Source organism: Pontibacter deserti (assembly GCF_023630255.1).
Classification (GTDB): Bacteria; Bacteroidota; Bacteroidia; order Cytophagales; family Hymenobacteraceae; genus Pontibacter; species Pontibacter deserti.
The window spans coordinates 390,886-410,322 of the sequence record NZ_JALPRS010000001.1; the positions used below are offsets into that span (position 1 = coordinate 390,886).

Consider the following 19,437-nt stretch of genomic DNA (forward strand, 5'->3'; position numbering starts at 1 on the left):
CGAACCAACGCTGGAAGCATTACGTGTACTCTATATATACGTGCTCAAGATAAATAAAATTTACAATGGAAGGAGATGCTGCAGATAAAAGTTTTTATGTGCCTTCATAAGTATGGGGAAGTAACTCCTCAGATTAGTGAAGGATAAAGTAGTTTATCCCAAGTCTGGTGGTAGCTGCCAGGTATAAATTGGTAGTCTATGCTTCATGTAGTGTGGTTTTTAATATCGCTATACTTAAACTGTCAGAATAGTTTGTTTTACATATTTACTAAAATCCTAACCAGAATATTTTTACCTTTAATCTGTTTAATTTCACACCCGCTTATGAGACAACTTTACTCCTCATTATTCATTTTACTTAGTTTAGTAACCTGCCTTTCTGCCGCTGCACAGGTAGTTACAACTAAGCCTGTACTTCCTACCGCCGATAAACCTGTTACCCTGGTATTTGATATTAACCAGGCAAAAGATTCTCGTGCTGCTAATTTAAAGAATACCCCGAACGATATTTACCTTTGGTCTGGTGCCGGCACTACCGCAACTGGCGATGCTTTTCAGTATCAGCCTGCGGGCCAAACAGTCTGGACAGCTCCTTTTGCACCGGGTAAAATGACCTTCGTTGGCAACAACCGCTGGTCTATCACCATTACTCCGCGCAGTTACTTTGGTGTGCCCACCGGTACCCCTATTCGTAAGCTTGGGTTATTGTTAAAAAATGCAAACGGCTCTGCCCAAACCGAAGATTTCTTTGTAACGATCTATCCTTCAACAGGAGTGGTTGGTGCTTTCAGTACACCTACGGAGCAGTCTTTTTTCACCGACGCCAATTCCATTATTCCTGTTAAAGCTTATACTTCTGCCAATGCTGCCATCACCCTAAAAGTAGATAACACCATAGTAGCCACCGCACAGGACCAGGACTCTTTAGTTTATAACCTGAACACAGGAACAGAAACGGGTATACGCAGAACGGTTGTGTTTGAAGCAAAAGTAGGTACAGATGCCGTTACCGATACCTTCTTCTATACAAACAGGCCGGTTTCGCCAGTAGCTGCTTTGCCTGCCAATGCTAAAGACGGGGTAGTTTATACCGGAGCTGATAAAGCGTTGCTTACTCTGTTTGCACCGAACAAGAAGTTCGTTTATGTGATAGGGGAGTTCAGCAACTGGGAACCGCTACCTGAATATCTGATGAACAAAACACCGGATGGCAGCCGCTACTGGCTGGAAATTGATGGCCTGGAAGCCGGCAAGGAAATAGCCTACCAGTACCTGGTGGATGGTACCATTGCTGTAGCAGACCCTTATACACACAAAATTCTGGACCCGAACAACGACAAGTATATTTCAGCAGCTTCTTACCCGGGGCTTAAGCCATACCCTGCAGGTGCAAAAGGTATCGTATCTATACTCCAGACAAACCAGGCAGCTTACAACTGGAAAGTAGAGAACTTTACACGGCCTAAAGCAGATACGCTGGTAGTATACGAATTACTATTACGCGATTTTCTGGAGACCCAGAACTATGGCACCCTGACCGATACGCTTTCTTACCTGAAGAGCTTAGGGGTAAATGCCATAGAACTGATGCCAATTATGGAATTCAGCGGTAATAACTCCTGGGGCTATAACCCGATTTTTTACTTTGCTCCTGATAAAGCCTATGGTACTGCCAATCAATTAAAAGCTTTTATTGATAAGTGTCACGAAATGGGTATAGCTGTTATCCTGGATATGGTGCTGAACCAGGCCGACTGGGAATTCCCGTATATGCAGCTGTACAGAAGCGGCGACCGCCCATCTGCTGAAAACCCTTTCCTGAACCAGCAGGCCACCCACCCTTATAGTGTGTTTTTCGACTTTAACCACGAGAGCGAAGCGACCAAAGCCTTTGTAGAACGCGTGAACCGCTACTGGCTGCAGGAATTTAAGTTTGATGGCTTTAGATTCGACCTGTCAAAAGGATTTACGCAGAAGGTAACCGGTAACAATGTAGGGGCCTGGAGTGAATACGATGCTGGTCGTGTAGCCACCTGGAAGCGTATTTACGATGAAATCAGAAGTTATGATGAGACGGCTCTGGTTATACTGGAACACTTTGCTGATAACGCTGAGGAAAAAGAGCTGGCAAACTATGGCATGTTGTTCTGGGGCAACATTAACTGGGATTACCGCAACTTTGCCAAAGGCAATCAATCTTCATTCGACTGGATTTCATATAAAAACCGTGGCTGGCAGAAACCGCATGTAATCGGCTACATGGAGAGCCACGACGAAGAGCGCCAGATTTACGATGTTTTAAAGAATGGCCGTTCAGCCGGCTCTTACAATACCCGCACTTTGGAAACAGCGCTTAACCGTGCAAAGCTAGCGGCGGCCTTTTTCTTCCCTGTGCCAGGACCTAAAATGATCTGGCAATTTGGTGAGTTAGGATACGATGTATCAATTGATTCTATCAACAGAACGCATCCAAAACCAATCCGCTGGAAATACCGTGCCAATGAAAGCCGCATGAAGCTTTACAAAGTATATGCTGAACTCATAAAGCTGAAAAAGAACTACCCTGCATTTAGTACCACAGACTACAATATTACTTCTGAAGGTATGATCAAACGCCTGACCCTGGCCCACCAGACCATGACCGTTTTTATTATCGGTAACTATGATGTGAATGCTAAAGGTGTACAAGCCAGCTTCCCGCTAGCAGGTACGTGGTATGATTACTTTACAGGCGAAACAGTTACTGTTACCAACCCAATGGAAACAATAGTTCTGCAGCCAGGCGAGTTCAGGTTGTATACTACCGCGAAACTGACGACACCTGAACCCGGCTTATTGCCTTGGCAGGGTGTAGTGCTGGATGTGGAAGATGAAATGCCTTTGGCTGAAAACATAGATGTTTATCCTAACCCGGCACAACATACTGTTATGTTAGAATTCTCAGACAGTTATCGCGGTGATGTTTCGGTTCAGGTTACAGATATAACAGGTCATGTATTACGCACAGTCATGTATAAAAAAAGCCAGGATGATCTAAAGCAAGTGCTGGATATGCAAAGCGTTGCAGCAGGAGTTTACCTGATCCGGATCGAAGCGGGTAAGCGTAAAGCTGTGAAAAAGCTGGTAAAGTTAAACTAGCCCGCAACTATAATTCAGCAATAAATATAAATCCCCTTACCTGCCTTGGTAAGGGGATTTTTTCATAGTTATCAAAAATGGGATTTGTATTCGCTGCTTCTGTTAAAGCATAAATATTGAGAATTCGGGTTGTTTTGGAAGTATAATTTAAGATCACTAAAGTCTGTCTAAAAAATTAATTACCGAATAGCAGCTCTTTCTGATACATTTTACGTAAGTGAAAATTAAGTATTCTTTTATATCTATACTTAATGATTTATAGCTTTAAACATTTACACTGCAACTGTACCTTATCAAGGGGCAACAAAACTACACACCCTTCTATAAATTCAGATTTTCCAGAACCTGAATTATTATATGGCTATATACTTGTTTTTTAATAAATATTTTACGCAATTAGTACTTGAGTAATAGCATTTATATAGTTGGGAATGCACTTTTTCCAGAACCAGAATATCACCCTTTAAATAGCTTACAATAGTCATTATAGGTAATCTTATACTATAGGCAAGAGTAGATCTTGTTACATGTAGCTGATTATGATGCAGAAGTAGATTTCAACATAAAGCAAATGCTTCATGCCGGCAGGATGCAGGAGTGAAGAGTACAATAATAACAAAACAATATTGATTTAACTTTTACTCATTCAAACAACTATGCGAAATAAGTCTAAAAGACGTGTGAGCTTTGGCTTAACTATGGCATTATGTTGCCTGTACATGACAGGCAATGCAACTGCCAACAATGGGGGAGGCGCAGCGCTTGTTGCCACCTATAAAGCAGAGAGCAGTAAAATTGCACCTGGCAGCCAGCAGGGCGTTGCCATAAAAGGTAGAGTAGTTAATGAAAACGGAGAAGGCTTACCTGGCGTAACTGTAGTTTTAAAAGGAACCGCCATTGGTACCTCTACAGACATAAATGGTAACTTCTCGCTAAATGCCCCACAAGCAGGTGGCACGCTGGTAATGTCTTTTATCGGTTACACAACCCGAGAGGTGGCAATTGGTAGCAACACAACTATAAATGTAACCCTTCAACCAGACACAAAAGCTCTTCAGGAAGTCGTGGTAGTTGGTTATGGTACACAAAAGAAAACTGACGTAACAGGTGCTGTTGCCTCTGTTACGGAAGAAGAATTCCAGACTGGCCAGGTTACTACTCCTGAGCAGCTAATATCAGGTAAAGTAGCCGGCGTACAAATCATATCAAATAGTGGTGCACCAGGCGCAGGAAGCCGAATCCGTATTCGTGGAGGTTCTTCTTTAAATGCCAGCAACGATCCTCTTATTGTGATAGACGGAGTACCAGTTGATAATGATGTAATTGCTGGTTCTTCTAATCCGCTAAACTTTATAAATCCGGATGATATTGCCTCCATGAACATTCTTAAAGATGCTTCTGCTACGGCAATTTACGGTTCCCGCGCATCTAATGGTGTGATCATCATTACTACCAAGAGTGGTAAAGCCGGTCAGAAAATGACTGTTAACTTCAGCACACTACACTCTCTGGCTACAAACCCTAACCAGGTTGATGTACTGAGCGCAGATGAGTTCAGAGCACTTATAAATGAGAGGGGTACAGATGCTCAGAAAGAACTGTTAGGTAATGCCAACACTAACTGGCAGGACGAGATATACCAGCAAGCATATACTACTGATAATAACCTAAGTTTAAGTGGTGCTTACAAAACACTGCCTTATCGCGTTTCTATTGGTTACCTTAGCCAGGAAGGTGTGCTTAAAACATCTCAGTTTAATCGAGTAACAAGTACGGTAAAATTAAACCCAAGCTTCCTGAACGATCATCTGAAGGTAGAGCTTAATTTTAAAGGTTCACTTACCGATAGCCGTTTTGCAGAAACAGGCGCTATCGGGGCTGCCATTGCGTTTGACCCAACACAATCGCCATATCAGGAAAACGATAAGGCTGACTTAGGAGGTTATTTTGAATGGGTTAACCCAACAGATAAAACCCCAGTTACAATTGCCACTAAAAACCCTCTGAGTATGCTGATGCAGCGTCGTAATGAAGGTGAAGCAATTCGTAGCATTGGTAACATACAGTTCGACTACAAATTCCATTTCCTTCCGGAACTAAGAGCAAACCTGAACATGGGGTATGATGTATCTGACAGCGACGGCGACAATAATGCCCCTGCTACCCTTGCATCTGAGTTCTATGAAGGTGGTTCATTCTCTCATTACGAAGAAAGCAGAACAAACAAATTGTTTGATTTCTACCTGAATTATGTAAAAGAGCTTACCAATATCAGCAGCCGCGTAGACGCTACTGCCGGATATTCTTACCAGGATTTTACAATCGAAAAGCCAACTTTTGCAACGTTCAGAGAAAATGGCGAAGAGCGTAAACCAGCTAATCCTTTTCCTTTCAAAACACAGAACACACTGGTTTCCTTCTTTGGTAGAGTAAATTATTCTCTTAAAGATCGTTACCTGTTAACTGCCACTGTGCGCCGCGATGGTTCTTCACGTTTCAGAGAAGGTCAGAAATGGGGCACTTTCCCTTCACTGGCATTAGCCTGGAGAATTAACGAAGAAGCTTTCCTTAAAAACTCTAAAGCAGTTTCTGATCTTAAGCTTCGTGTAGGTTATGGTGTAACAGGACAGCAGGATGTATCTGATAATGATTATCCATACCTGGCACGTTATACCACCAGCGACAGTGCTGCCATGTACCAGATCGGTGACCAGTACTTCCTGTTGCTTCGTCCGGAAGGATATGATGCCAACTTAAAGTGGGAAGAAACAAAAGCTTTTAACGTTGGTCTTGATTTCGGATTCCTGAACAACAGGCTTTATGGTAGTTTAGACTATTATAACAGAAATACAGAAGACCTGCTGAGCGTAGTGCCTGTAGCTGCGGGTACCAACCTTACTAACCTGTTACTTACAAACGTAGGTACCATCGAGAGTGAAGGTATAGAAGCTATGTTAAACTATGTAGCTATCGACAAAGCAGACTTTACCTGGACTGTTGGTATCAACGGATCACTTAATAAAAACGAGATTACAAAACTGAATGCCGTGCAGGATGAAAGTGCAGTTGGTATTTTGGTAGGTGGTATTGGTGGTGCTACAGGAAGAAACATCCAGATCCATTCAGTAGGATATGCTCCTTATAGCTTCTTTGTGTACAAGCAAGTATACGATGATGCCGGTAAACCTATAGAAGGCCTGTACGAAGATCTGAACGAAGATGGTATCATCAACGAACTTGACAGGTACCGTTACAAAGATCCGGAAGCGAAGTTTAACCTTGGTTTCAGCTCACAACTAAACTATAAGAACTGGTCTTTAGGATTGTTAATGCGTGGTAGCTTCAACAACTACATGTATAACAACATCTTCTCAAATAACGGAGCTTACGACGTAACAGCTGTTACCGGCTTCTTGTCAAACTTATCTCCAAACGTGTTCGATACAGGTTTCAATACCCGTCAGTACGAATCAGATTACTACATCGAGAACGCTTCGTTCCTGCGCATGGAAAACATTAGCCTGGGTTATAACTTCGGGAAAGTGTTAAATGACAAAGCAGGTCTGCGCCTGAGCGCCAACGTACAGAACGTGTTTACTATCACAAAATACGCTGGCCTTGATCCTGAGATTGCTGGTGGTATTGATAACAATTTCTATCCAAGACCACGCATCTTCAGCCTTGGTTTAAATCTGGAACTATAATTTTTTGAGCAATCATGACATCAAGATATTTAAGAACTATACTTTGTGCAGGACTTGTAACGGTGGCAACCACCTCCTGTATTAATGACCTGGACCGTGAACCTTTTTATGAGGCAACATCAGCCAGCGTTTATAAAGACTTTGCAAACTATAAAATGGTATTGGCAAAGCTATATGGCGGTTTAGCTGTTACAGGTCAGCAGGGGCCAGATGGGAAGCCGGATGTAAGAGGTATTGATGAAGGTGCCTCAAATTATGTGCGTGCTTACTGGATATTGCAGGAAGTACCAACTGATGAAGCTGTGATCGGCTGGAATGACCCAGGTCTGCCGGTAATTAATACCATGTCCTGGTCATCCAATAACGATGTTACTACGGCTATGTACTATCGTATTTTCTACCAGATCACGCTGGCCAATGAGTTTATTCGCGAAACCTCAGATAGTAAATTAGCTGAGCGTGGCATAACCGGTGCTAACCTGGAGCAGGCAAAACTTTTCCGTGCTGAAGCACGCTTCCTGCGCGCAATGAGCTACTGGCATGCTTTGGATATGTATGGCAGTGTTCCGTTTGTTACCGAAGAAGATGCAATTGGTGCTTTTTTCCCGGAGCAGATTTCTAAAGAAGACCTGTTTGCTTACATTGAAGGCGAATTGATTGGTACCGAAGGTAATCCCGGCATAGTGGACCTGCTGGCAGAACCTCGCCAGAACGAGTATGGCCGTGCTGATAAAGCCGCTGCCTGGACGCTGCTTACAAAACTATACCTGAATGCCAAGACATACATTAACCAGGAGAAGTATACAGAAGCAATAGAGTATGCCGAGAAAGTAATTAACGCCGGCTATACTTTAGAAGAAGACTATGACCACCTGTTCATGGCTGATAACCATACTTCGAATGAGATCATCTTCCCGGTTGCTTTCGACGGACAGAGAACCCGCTCTTATGGTGGTACTACCTTCCTGACGCACGCGGCTGTAGGTGGTACCATGACAGCTTCAAATTTTGGTATCGATTCTGGTTGGGGTGGTATCCGTTCTACTCCTTCTATGTATAATTTATTCTCAGGAGATGCTTTACAGAACGACGACCGTGCCAACTTCCACACCGATGGACAGGAGTTAGAGATCAGTACCATCTCTACCTTTACAGAAGGTTATCCTATAACCAAATGGAGTAACAAGACATCTACGAACGTTAATGGCTCTAATGCTACATTTGTTGATACTGACTTCCCGATGTTCCGCCTTGCTGATGTATACCTGATGTATGCTGAAGCCGTGGTACGCAGCGGTGCACCTAAGGATCAAGCAGTTGAGTATATAAACGAACTTCGCACCAGAGCATATACCAATGGCGGAGGCACTATCACATCAAGCGAACTAACTTTAGATTTTATACTTGATGAGCGTGCCCGTGAATTAAACTGGGAAGGTCACCGCCGTACGGATCTTATCCGCTTCGGTAAGTTTACCAGCGATTCTTATGTATGGGCATGGAAAGGTGGAGTTGCGGGTGGTACGGGCGTAGCAGATTATAAAAATCTATACCCGATTCCTGCCAACGACCTGATAGCTAATCCTAATCTTGAACCAACACCGGGGTATTAATTTATGCAGCACTTCATGCTATCTAAATAAGATCGTGAAGTGCTGATATATAAACTTATAAAAATGTCTTTATGAAAAGCTGGTTAAATAAATCATTATTATTTTTTGTAGCAGCGCTTACCTTAATGAGCTGTGAAAAAGACGAAGAAAAGTTGGTTTTACGTGAAGGAGAGGCTCCTGTGCTAAATGCCTCAACCAATGAGCTCGTTTTAGTGAAAGAAGAAGCTGCAGATGATGCCATAACGCTTACCTGGGGTAAGGCTGATTTCGGATATAAAGCTGCAGTTACCTATACCTTACAGGTTGATACGGCTGACAATAACTTCGAAACTCCTTACAACATTGTAATGGGTAATAACCTGGAGAAAAAGTATACAGTTGAAGAGCTAAACACTTTACTAAATAAGCTGAAATACGAGCCAGAAGTAGCTCATGATATAAACATTCGTGTTAAAGCTTCTGTCTCTGATCTTGTTAATCCGGTATATTCTGAGCCTTTAACACTGAATGTTACGCCTTATTCTACGTTTGTGGAACCCGGTTATGTGTTTGTGCCAGGCGATTACCAAGGTTGGAACCCGGGCGCAGCGCCAGCCTTAATCTCTGTTAACAACGATGGTATCTATAAAGGTGTAATTGACTTCTCTGGTACCAACAGCCGCAAGTTCAAGATTACGCCTGAACGCGACTGGGATACTGCTTATGGTAGCGGAGCCAGTGCAGGTACTTTATCAACTACAGGCCCGGACATAGAGATTGCTACCAACGATCCTTACCAACTGGAAGTAAACCTAAACACCCTGACCTGGACAAGTAAGAAATACTCCTGGGGGCTGATTGGCGATGCCACGCCAGGTGGATGGGCAACTGATACTAATATGAAGTACATCCATGAAGAAGGTGTATGGAAACTTACAGTTCCGCTCACAGCAGGTAAGATCAAGTTCAGACTGAACGATGACTGGGGTGTTAACTATGGTGATGATGATACATCAAATAACCTGTTAAACCAAGGTGGTGCTGATATTTCCATTGCAGAGGCCGGTACTTACGATATCGTACTGGATCTTGAAAATGCAGATGGAAGTGTGACTTACACACTTACTAAAAAATAAATAAAGATGGTTTGGTTTGCCACAGCTATACTTTGTAATTGGCTGCAGACCATTAACTGATACCTTACAAAACCCGGCAATTCCAAATTGCCGGGTTTTGTTTTATATTAGAGTTCTAAAATATACCTGACGTATAAACCTGTAAACCGCTTACGCATGAAGAAACTGAACTTACATCGCCTGTTACCAATAACGGCTTTATGTGTGGCAGCTGCCTGTAGTGCTCCAGTAAAAACAACCACCCAACCTGAAGCAAAAGCAAGTGAGTGGCCACGCGGAGTATCTTACGAAATTTTTGTACAGTCTTTCTGTGACTCTGATAACGACGGCATCGGCGATATAAAAGGCATGACTTCGAAGCTGGATTACCTGGATGAGCTGGGTGTGGAAGCAGTATGGCTGATGCCTATAAGCCCGTCGCCGTCTTACCACAAGTATGATGTAACAGACTACTATGCCATTCATCCAAATTACGGCACAATGGATGACTTTAAGGCCTTTCTGGCTGAAGCACATAAGCGAGGTATAAAAGTAGTAGTAGACCTTGTGCTTAACCACTCCGGAAACGGGCATCCCTGGTTTAAGGAAGCAGCTGCCAACCCTAACAGCCCTTACCGCGACTATTATGTATGGGCGCATAAGGATGATCCAAAGACAAAAGGCGAAGGCAAAACCACCGGGGCAGATTCTTTTAACGTTAACCACTGGCATAGTGTACCTGGCAGCGACTATAAATACTTTGGCTACTTCTGGGGCGGTATGCCCGACCTGAACTTCGACAACCCGAAACTGCGCGAAGAAACCTATAAAATCGGGAGATACTGGCTACAGGAGATAGGCGTGGATGGCTTCAGGCTGGACGCAGCCCGCCATATTTTCCCGGATGACAGAGAAGAAGACAACCATAAGTTCTGGGAGGAGTTTATTACCGAAATGCGCAAAGTAAAACCAGATGTATACCTGGTAGGCGAAGTATGGGCTGAAGCCAAAACAGTAGCGCCCTATACAAAAGGGTTACCGGCACTTTTCAACTTCGAGATGAGTTGGGCTATACTTAAAGCTTTGCAGCAAGGGCAGGGCGATTCCCTGGCCATCAAGCATGCTAATATCCTGGATATTTATGATGATGTGAATCCTGATTTTGTAGACGCCACCATCCTGAGCAACCACGACCAGAACAGGATAATGAGCGAAGTAAATGGCGACATGAATAAAGCCAAACTGGCAGCTGCACTCCTGTTTACGTTGCCAGGCTCACCGTATATTTATTATGGCGAGGAGATAGGAATGAAGGGCAAGAAACCAGATGAGCAGATCAGGGAACCGTTCCTGTGGGATGTACAGGAAAAAGATGAATGTCGCACTTCCTGGATGGTGCCGGTAAACAGTACAGAGCAAACGGTAACGCCAGTTGCTGTACAGGCCTCAGATAAAGCCTCGATCCTGAACCACTACAAAACCCTGATCAGTTTACGAAATAATAGTAGAGCACTTACCTACGGAAAAATTGAACCTGTAAGGCTGGACAATAAAGCGATAAGTGCGTTTACCCGATCCCATGCAGGAGAAACAGTTCTGGTATTGCACAACGTGTCTGGTACTGCGGCAAGTATAAGTCTGCCGGCTAACCTGGCAAACTATAAAAAAACCCTATTCACAAATAACAACGCAGTGCTTGACAAGAATACAATTCAGCTACCGGCTTACAGCACCATTATACTTAAACCATAAAAACAGATACACAACTATAGTTTAGCGCATATGAAAAAACCTAGCCTTAAATGTAAGGTAATGATGCTGGCCTTATGGGGAAGTATAGCAGGCTTCAGCAGCTGTACCAGCAATGATAAAAGTGCAGATCAGACCGAAACAATAACTTCGGAACTAACAGAAATTACAGAAGAATCCTTTGGGGTAGCCCCTAACGGGGAAGAGGTTAACCTTTATACATTAACGAACCAGAATGGCGTGCAGGTAAAGATCACCAACTATGGTGCTATAGTTACTTCCATTTTAACGCCGGACAAAGATGGAAAGATGGGAGATGTAGTGCTGGGCTTTGACAGTATTGATCAGTACGTGCCTAACGATCCGCATATAGGTGGCATTATAGGGCGTTATGCGAACCGCATTGCCAAAGGCAAATTCACTATTGATGGGCAGGAGTATACGCTGGCAACTAACAACGAGCCCAATCACCTGCACGGCGGAAACATCGGGTTTGACAGGGTAGTATGGCAGGCAGAAAAGATGCCGGAGCAGAACGCAGTAAAACTAACCTATGTAAGCAAGGATATGGAAGAAGGCTACCCGGGTAACCTGACCGCAGTGGTAACTTATACTTTAACCGATGACAACGGGCTAAAAATTGACTACGAAGCTACAACAGATAAGGCAACCCCTGTAAACCTGACCAACCATAGTTATTTTAACCTGAGTGCCGGCAAAAAAGCAGATATACTAAACCATGTAGTAACTGTAAATGCTGATAAATTTACTGCTTCCGATAAAACACTGATACCGACAGGGGAACTGACACAGGTTAAAGGCACCCCCTATGATTTTACCACGCCGCAGCCGGTGGGTACACGCATAAATAACCTACAGGGGTTTGGCTACGATCTTAATTATGTGATCAATAACGGCGGAGACAAGTTAACGCATGCTGCTACTGTATATGAGCCTGTAACGGGGAGAGTAATGGAAGTGCATACCACACAGCCGGGTATACAATTCTATACAGCCTACCACCTCGATGGCAGCCTTACAGGCAAGAACAACACCAGGTATAATCGCTATGCCGGCCTGTGCCTGGAGGCACAGCATTACCCTGATTCACCTAACCAGCCAACGTTCCCGACAACGATCATCAAACCTGGGGAGAAGTATAAAGAGACTACTATCTACAAATTCTCGACCAGGAAATAAGTATACTTAATCAAAAAGAGCCTGTTCTCAGTAGAGAGGACAGGCTCTTTCATTTTCTCAATTTTGTATGTGAGTTATTTCCGGAGGGGTAACGCAAGTATAAGTGCTTTAGGCATACGCTTCGCCCAAGCAGCTTCAAAGTGTTTGTCTTCGGGTGCTTTTATCCAGGTAAAGTCGTTACCTTCTTTGTATCCTTTTTGCTTCAGAGCAGCCAACATCTCGTCAATTCCGGGTTGCAGCTTTTCTTCCAGGTCTATGCCACCGTTATCAATGTAAAAGTATAGCTTCTTCTTTTTGCCTCTGTAAGCGAGTACATCATCTACGTAATCTATGTGCTGGATTTTAAAGGCCGGAGACATACAGATAGCTTTAGAGAAAATTTTGGGATACTTCCAGGCAAGCATAAACGAGATGATGCCACCAGCAGAAGAACCACCTACCAGCGTATGCTTACGAGATGGTTTGGTACGATAGGTTTTATCGATGAGAGGCTTTACCTGGTTTACGATGAACTGCATGTAAGCATTTCCTTTCTCTCCTGGAATGTACTCTTCCATCCGGTTTGACGTGTTGTAGATACCTACTACAATAACAGGTTCTATCACCTTTGCCCTGATCAGGCTATCACAAGTTTCATCTAGCTGCCAGTCTACGCCAAACGAGCTGGTTGCAGGGTCGAATATATTCTGGCCATCGTGCATGTATAATACCGGGTAACGCTTGTTCTTATTTTCTTCGTAGCCTGGTGGCAGCCACACTACCAGGTCTCGCTTCGGTAGGTTGTTCCATGTTAAATCTTTATGATATTTAAGAACGCCGGTAACTCCGCCTGCAAAAGTCTTTTTATCTGTACTCGCTTTCCACCGCCTCACTTCATTTTTAATAAGGGTATCGCTACTCACTTTAATATTAAAGTTCGGGAGAGGCAGACCTTTGGTATCGGTAGCTTCCCTGTCCCAGGAGCCTAGGGTGTACTTATACTCAATTAGCTGATCTGCAGGTAAGATCAGTTGTATTTGCCAGGTATGTCTGCCCTGATTTTTAAGGATTACTTTGCCCGGATTCCAGCTGCCTAATTGCTCCTGGTTTCCAGTGATATATACCTTGCTGCTATCCGGCAATTCCGGTGCATAAAGTATAAATGTGATGTTATGTGCAGGAGTATTTCTTGTCTGAGCAAAAACAAAAGTAGTTGATAAGAGCAGGAAGAGTGTTATAAGTATTGGGTGTCTCATAGTAAAAGCTATGGCATGAAAAGGTGTGTTAAGGCAGAAAGGTACGAAAGGATTTATACTTCTCGGGCATCTTTAAAGTTAGTCTTGTTCGTTGTGCTCTTATCTGAAATTATACTTAGCATTGCGTTAAATTAAAGTATAAATTTAGGCACCTGTACCTGGTCTCACCAGAAGTATAGGCTAACAGATCTTACCTACTCAAATTCACATGAAGCACATAACCCTTAGGTCAGGTATACTTTTTTCTTTGCTCGTTTTGGGTGCCTGCCAGTCGCAGAAGCCAGCAGCAGATACAACTATAAGTACAGGCGTAAATAATGACTGGTCGATAAACCCCTCTAATGCTTACAGCCTTTACCCGAACAGAGTAGTGCAAGGTGAGTTTGAAGCAAAAGCAATTTCACCGACTGAGCTAACATCAAACTATAAAAGCCCGGCCAACCTGACCATGACGCCAACCGTGGTATTTAAATTTGCTATTAATGGCCGCGATAATGAGATGGCACCGGGAACCGACCATATTTTTAACTGTATTCCGAGCGATGGCAAATGCGTTACTCCGGTTATTACATTCGGTAAACAAGTAAAGGCTGATGCAGATGTGCCAAAGGATGTATACCTGACGCCAAACACGAAAATGACCGTGCGCCTGGACATGCGACCAGTGCTGGAAGCCTTTAAAAAGCAGGGAGCTTATACTTCGCCAACCGGAGACAAGATCTATAAAGAAGATTTTAAAGGCGTATTTATTGCAGGCGGCACCGACCCTTTGAGCTGGGATTTTGACAACCTGGGCAGCAGAAAAGAGTTGCAGCTACAGGACCCTGACGGCGATGGTATTTATGAGATAACGCTGCTGATGAATGAGAACCGCGAGGAGAAAATGACGGCCCAGCAATGGAAAATGACCCGCGATGCCAGCGCCTTTCCGCAGTACCAGTCCGAATACATGATAGCCGATGCCTTGCATAACCTGGCCCTGGAAGAAATGATAAATGCCGTGGAGCCGGATAGTACGTTTAGGACAGGAAAGGAGTGGGCCGGTGTCTGGACACGCGATATCAGCTATAGTATTATACTTTCGATGGCACAAGTACAACCTAAGGTATCGATGTATAGTTTGATGCGCAAAGTAAAAGATGGCCGTATTGTGCAGGATACCGGAACTGGAGGCGCTTACCCGATCTCTACAGACCGCGTGATCTGGGCAGTGGCTGCCTGGGAAGTATACAAAGCTACCGGTGATGAAAAGTGGCTACGCGATACCTATGCGATCATCAAAAAATCGTTGCAGGAAGACCAGAAAAATGCCTTTAACCCTGAAACCGGTATGATGCGCGGCGAGTCTTCGTTCCTGGACTGGCGCGAGCAGACTTATCCGCGCTGGATGCAGCCTGCCGATATTTACGAATCTGAAAACCTGGGCACAAATGCGGCACATTACCAGGCTAACATAGTGGCTGCGCAGATGGCCGATATCCTGAAAGACATCCAGGCTGCTGCCGAATTCAGAAAGAGCGCTGAAAGTATAAAGCAGGGTATAAACAAGTACTTATGGGTTGACAAAACAGTGCATTACGGGCAGTACCTGTACGGGCGCAACTATAAGATCTTATCACCGAGAGCAGAAGCGCTAGGGGCGGCCTTGTCTGTTATTTATGGGGTTGCAGATGCAGACAGAAGCAGGCAAGTTGTGATGAATACACCATTAACTGACTTCGGGATAACAAGTATATTCCCGCAAATTCCGGGAATACCACCATACCATAACAATGCAGTCTGGCCTTTTGTACAATCTTACTGGGCGCTCGCAGCAGCAAAAGTTGGGAACGAAGAATCATTAACTGCAAGTATAGCTGCCATTTACCGCCCGGCTGCCCTGTTCCTGACCAATAAGGAAAACTTTGTAGCAACAAACGGGGATTATGCAGGCACACAGGTAAACTCCAGTAACATGTTGTGGAGCCTGGCCGGCAGCCTGAGCTTGGTGTACAAAGTATACTTCGGGATGGATTTGAAGGCAGATGGAATAGAGCTGAAACCGTTCGTACCCAAAGCCTTTGCTGGAAACAGAAAGCTAACTAACTACAAGTATAGAAACGCGATCCTGAATTTTGAAATGAGCGGCCATGGTAACCAGATTAAAAGTATAACCATGGATGGGAAGCCGATGGAAAAACCATTTATACCGGCTACACTTACAGGCACGCATACTATAAAAATAGAGCTGGCCAATAACGAGGTTGTAAGTGAGTTCGGATATCTGAAGGTAAGATACTCACCTGATATGCCGAAGGTAAAGTATGTAAACGGACAGCTAACTTGGCCTGCTGTGGAAGGTGCCGAAGAGTATCACGTTTACAAAAACGGAAAGTGGGTGGAGCAAACTAAAAAAACAACATATACTGTAGATACAGACAACTATGGCGAATACATGGTAATGGCTGTTGACTCAGATAGATCAACCTCGTTTGGCAGCGAGCCAGTTATGGTTGTGCCCGGCAAGTATAAACTGGTATATGAAGTGGAGAAAGCTGCACCGAAATCCAGCCAGCCTTACCGCGACTTTTCAGGAACCGGGTTTATAGAAATCAGCAAGCAGAAGAACAAGTATGTAAAGCTAACTATAACAGTGCCAGAAGATGGCGTGTATGCCATTGACTTCCGCTATGCAAACGGCAACGGCCCGATAAATACCAGCAACAAAGCTGCAATCCGTACATTGAATTACAATGGAAGATTTGCAGGCACTATAGTGCTGCCTCAACGCGGCGATGGGGAGTGGAGCAACTGGGGCTTCACTAACGCTGTAGATGTACAATTACCAAAAGGTAGCCATACAATATCCTTAACTTTTGAGCCGCACAACGAGAACATGCACGGTGAAGTGAACCAGGCCATGCTTGATTACATGCGTGTTATTAAAATCAGGTAAAGTATAAAATATTTAAAGTATAAAAGTCCTCCTGATTATTTAAATAAGCAGGAGGACTTTTCTTTTTACAACATGTGTAGAGTAATGCTTTAACTTAAATTAATTGTGAAGAATAGCAGTTAAAATGAAAGGTTATCGAACCCGGAGAGTAAATAGCTTTTTCGCCCTTTCCAGCCAGATACAGCAGTTTTTGGAGCAAAAAGAAAAAGGGAAAAGCGATCAAAATTATCACTTTCCCTTTCAGTAGTCCGTAGGGGAATATACCCTATAAATGTATAGAAAAGTATATATATCAAAAGTGCTTATACGTTATTTAAACGCGCTTTTCGTGCTATGCTTTACTACCCAATTATCGCTATATAAAAATATTTTGTTACTTTTTTGTTACTCTCATTTGCTTTTGCTACGTTTGATGGTCTGCAAAAAAGACTGAAAATAATCCAACGAAAACGATGGCAACAGCACCTACAGAACCTGCTCCTGAGAAGGTTCCCCAAACCCGCGTAGTAATCAAAGGCAAGATAGTAAAACTACGTGCCCGTCGTCTGCCTGCAGGGGGAGAATCTTTCTACTTAGACTACAACCACAACGGCAAGCGCAAGTATGATTTCCTAGGCATCCACCTGATGGACAATCCTAAGACCAGCAAGGAGCGCCAGCAAAACAAAGATAACCAACTCTTAGCTGAACAGATGCGTTCCGCAAGGGAGCTGGAGCTTTCTAAAAATTCGGTCATCGTCAAAGCATCTGTCCAGCGCAGGGCTGACTTCCTGAGCTTCCTTGATGAGTACACCGAAGCGTATCCTAAAAAAGATGCCCGTGTGATCAAGGCTATGGCCAGCCGCTTCAAGCAATTTATAGGAGAGCCACCAGCGTTTTTGTTTACTGAAGTTACCGTACGCTTGTGCTCCCGCTTTCGAATGTACCTGGACCAGCAATGCTCAGGCTCTACACCCTACAACTACTTTAAGAAATTCAGGAAAGTACTTCGCCAGGCTGTTAAAGATGGGCTTATCAGCAAGAACCCCGCAGAAGATGTAGAGAACCGTTATGTGGAAGGTATCGAAAAAGAAGTGCTCACCATGGATGAGATACAAGAGTTGGCCCGCACGGAGTGTTACCTACCAGAAGTAAAACGCGCCTTTCTTTTTAGCTGCGTAACAGGTTTGCGCTTTTGTGATGTAAAGGAGTTGGACTGGCGCTCCATTGTAGGTAGCGTGATGCGCCTAAAGCAGCAGAAGACCGGCAAGGATGTCGTGGTAAACTTAAACTCTACTGCCCTAAAGCTTTTAGGTGAACGTCCAAAACCAAAGTCTAAATTACCGGGAGAAAAAGTAAGCAAGGAAGAACTGAAAGAAGCGAACCGCGTCTTTACCCTTCCTTCCAGTAATACCTGTGGCAAGCACCTGCAGAACTGGGCTAACAAGGCTGAGATCGGAAAGAAAGTTACCTGGCATTGTGCCCGTCACTCATTCGGAACCAACCTGCTGATCTCCGGAGCGGATGTGCGCTCTGTATCCGGGTTGCTGGGTCACTCCAGCTTAATTGAAACACAGAAGTATGTACGACTGGTAGAGTCCCTGAAAGAAAAAGCCGTGGATAATTTACCTGAGATAGTTTTCTAACATTATATACTTAAATAGCAGCTCTTTTCTTACTTATTAATTGGCCTTTTACATCATATTTATGCCTAAAAAAATAACAGACAGCACTTTAGAAGAAGAGGTGCTGCTACCCGATGCACTGACCATTAGTGACCGTGTGCAGGCTATTTGCCTGTGGGCGTACCGTGACGGTATGCAGAAAGCAGATGAGCTCTACGACGCGGCTGAAGCTCGCATCTTAAAACAAGGAATAGACCCGGTGAATTACCAGGTTGCCGTGGGACGAGAGCTACAGGAGGTGTTTACTGCTTACAATAACAAGTCTACAACCAACCGTTTCCTGGTTCCGCAGGTAGGGCTTACCCTGGAAAAGATAGCAGCCGCTTTTGAAGCTTATTACCTGCCAGGACTGGAAGATACAGAAAAGGATAAGGTACTTCGCGAGGAAGTGCTGATTAAACGTATCATGGCGGATGTGACGGAAGCTGTATGTATTCGTATCCTGTTAAACGACTTTGTACATGCTCATGAACTAGGATTCAGAGCCTGGAAAACATTAGCTGTAGGTAACAAGATTGGGTTTCGGGAAGCATACACATTTCCCTGGCGAAGCGAAGGAGATACGTTCAGAGAAGTTTACCAGCTATATGAGTTACTTTTAAAGGACAAGTTGATTTCAGCGGACACCGGATTTGTAGACTTTTACGGTGTGTTTACTCCAAATTCCCGGTTTAAACCTGTTAAGTGGACCGGAGAAGGAATCGGCAGGCTTATCTTTTTACTTGAATTGCTGCTCATGGAAAACTTTATACATGTGGATACTGCCGTACTAAAGGCATTAAAGTTCCATGAACCATTGTCCTATGATCCTTCTGCTAAAATCTACCCGTGGCTGTTTAAGCGGGTTGAACGTTGCTTCACCGACAGTACAGGCAGTAAGCTTACAAAGTTAAAACTTACAAAAGCGCGGAGCATTGTCGTCGAAAAGAGTTGGGAAGGGACAGAGTGGCGTATAGAATTGGAACATTTAGTAAAGCAGTTAAAAAAAAGCCCGGGCCGTTAGCCCGGGCTTTTTTGTTTTAAACAAGCCCCACCTGGAAAGCGAGTTATCCACAATCAGTAGCAAAAAGTGCCTTCCTGTATGCTGGAGGAGGGTCCTGTGTGA

The 19,437-nt window shown here is 44.0% G+C and carries 10 protein-coding genes; 9 read left to right on the forward strand and 1 reads right to left on the reverse strand.

Annotated elements, in window-relative coordinates:
* The first annotated feature begins 324 nt into the window (after positions 1-324).
* The 6 genes from MJ612_RS01620 to MJ612_RS01645 all read left to right on the forward strand — a co-directional run bounded on the left by MJ612_RS01620 (position 325) and on the right by MJ612_RS01645 (position 12,498).
* The gene (locus MJ612_RS01620; RefSeq protein ID WP_187028812.1) at positions 325-3,138 is read left to right on the forward strand and encodes a DUF4961 domain-containing protein; all 2,814 of its coding nucleotides are present in this window, start codon (positions 325-327) and stop codon (positions 3,136-3,138) included.
* 656 nt (positions 3,139-3,794) lie between these two features.
* Positions 3,795-6,842 (forward strand): SusC/RagA family TonB-linked outer membrane protein, encoded by a 3,048-nt coding sequence (locus MJ612_RS01625; RefSeq protein ID WP_187028814.1) that lies wholly within the window; start codon positions 3,795-3,797, stop codon positions 6,840-6,842.
* 14 nt (positions 6,843-6,856) lie between these two features.
* Complete coding sequence (locus MJ612_RS01630) at positions 6,857-8,455, forward strand: RagB/SusD family nutrient uptake outer membrane protein (protein WP_187028816.1); 1,599 nt, start codon at positions 6,857-6,859, stop codon at positions 8,453-8,455.
* A 71-nt stretch (positions 8,456-8,526) separates the two neighbouring features.
* Entirely contained in the window at positions 8,527-9,570 is a 1,044-nt protein-coding gene (locus MJ612_RS01635; RefSeq protein WP_187028818.1) for a SusE domain-containing protein, read from the forward strand.
* 156 nt (positions 9,571-9,726) lie between these two features.
* Positions 9,727-11,301 carry an alpha-amylase family glycosyl hydrolase gene (locus MJ612_RS01640; RefSeq protein ID WP_187028820.1) on the forward strand — a complete coding sequence of 525 codons (1,575 nt, stop codon included), beginning with the start codon at positions 9,727-9,729 and terminating at the stop codon, positions 11,299-11,301.
* Between the two features lie 30 nt (positions 11,302-11,331).
* Positions 11,332-12,498: an aldose epimerase family protein gene (locus tag MJ612_RS01645; protein ID WP_187028822.1), complete on the forward strand. Its 1,167-nt coding sequence runs from the start codon at positions 11,332-11,334 to the stop codon at positions 12,496-12,498.
* Positions 12,499-12,572: 74 nt separating this feature from the next.
* Here MJ612_RS01645 and MJ612_RS01650 read toward each other — a convergent pair whose 3' ends face one another.
* Positions 12,573-13,733, reverse strand: coding sequence for an alpha/beta hydrolase-fold protein (locus MJ612_RS01650; protein ID WP_187028824.1), 1,161 nt, complete (start codon positions 13,731-13,733; stop codon positions 12,573-12,575).
* Between the two features lie 208 nt (positions 13,734-13,941).
* Here MJ612_RS01650 and MJ612_RS01655 point away from each other — a divergent pair, with 208 nt between their 5' ends.
* The 3 genes from MJ612_RS01655 (at position 13,942) to MJ612_RS01665 (ending at position 19,335) form a co-directional block, all read left to right on the forward strand.
* Positions 13,942-16,668, forward strand: coding sequence for an alpha-L-rhamnosidase-related protein (locus tag MJ612_RS01655; RefSeq protein WP_187028826.1), 2,727 nt, complete (start codon positions 13,942-13,944; stop codon positions 16,666-16,668).
* Between the two features lie 452 nt (positions 16,669-17,120).
* A complete protein-coding gene (locus tag MJ612_RS01660; RefSeq protein ID WP_187028828.1) occupies positions 17,121-18,293 on the forward strand; it encodes a site-specific integrase in 1,173 nt (390 codons plus the stop codon).
* A 61-nt stretch (positions 18,294-18,354) separates the two neighbouring features.
* Entirely contained in the window at positions 18,355-19,335 is a 981-nt protein-coding gene (locus tag MJ612_RS01665; protein ID WP_187028830.1) for a hypothetical protein, read from the forward strand.
* Positions 19,336-19,437 lie beyond the last annotated feature (102 nt).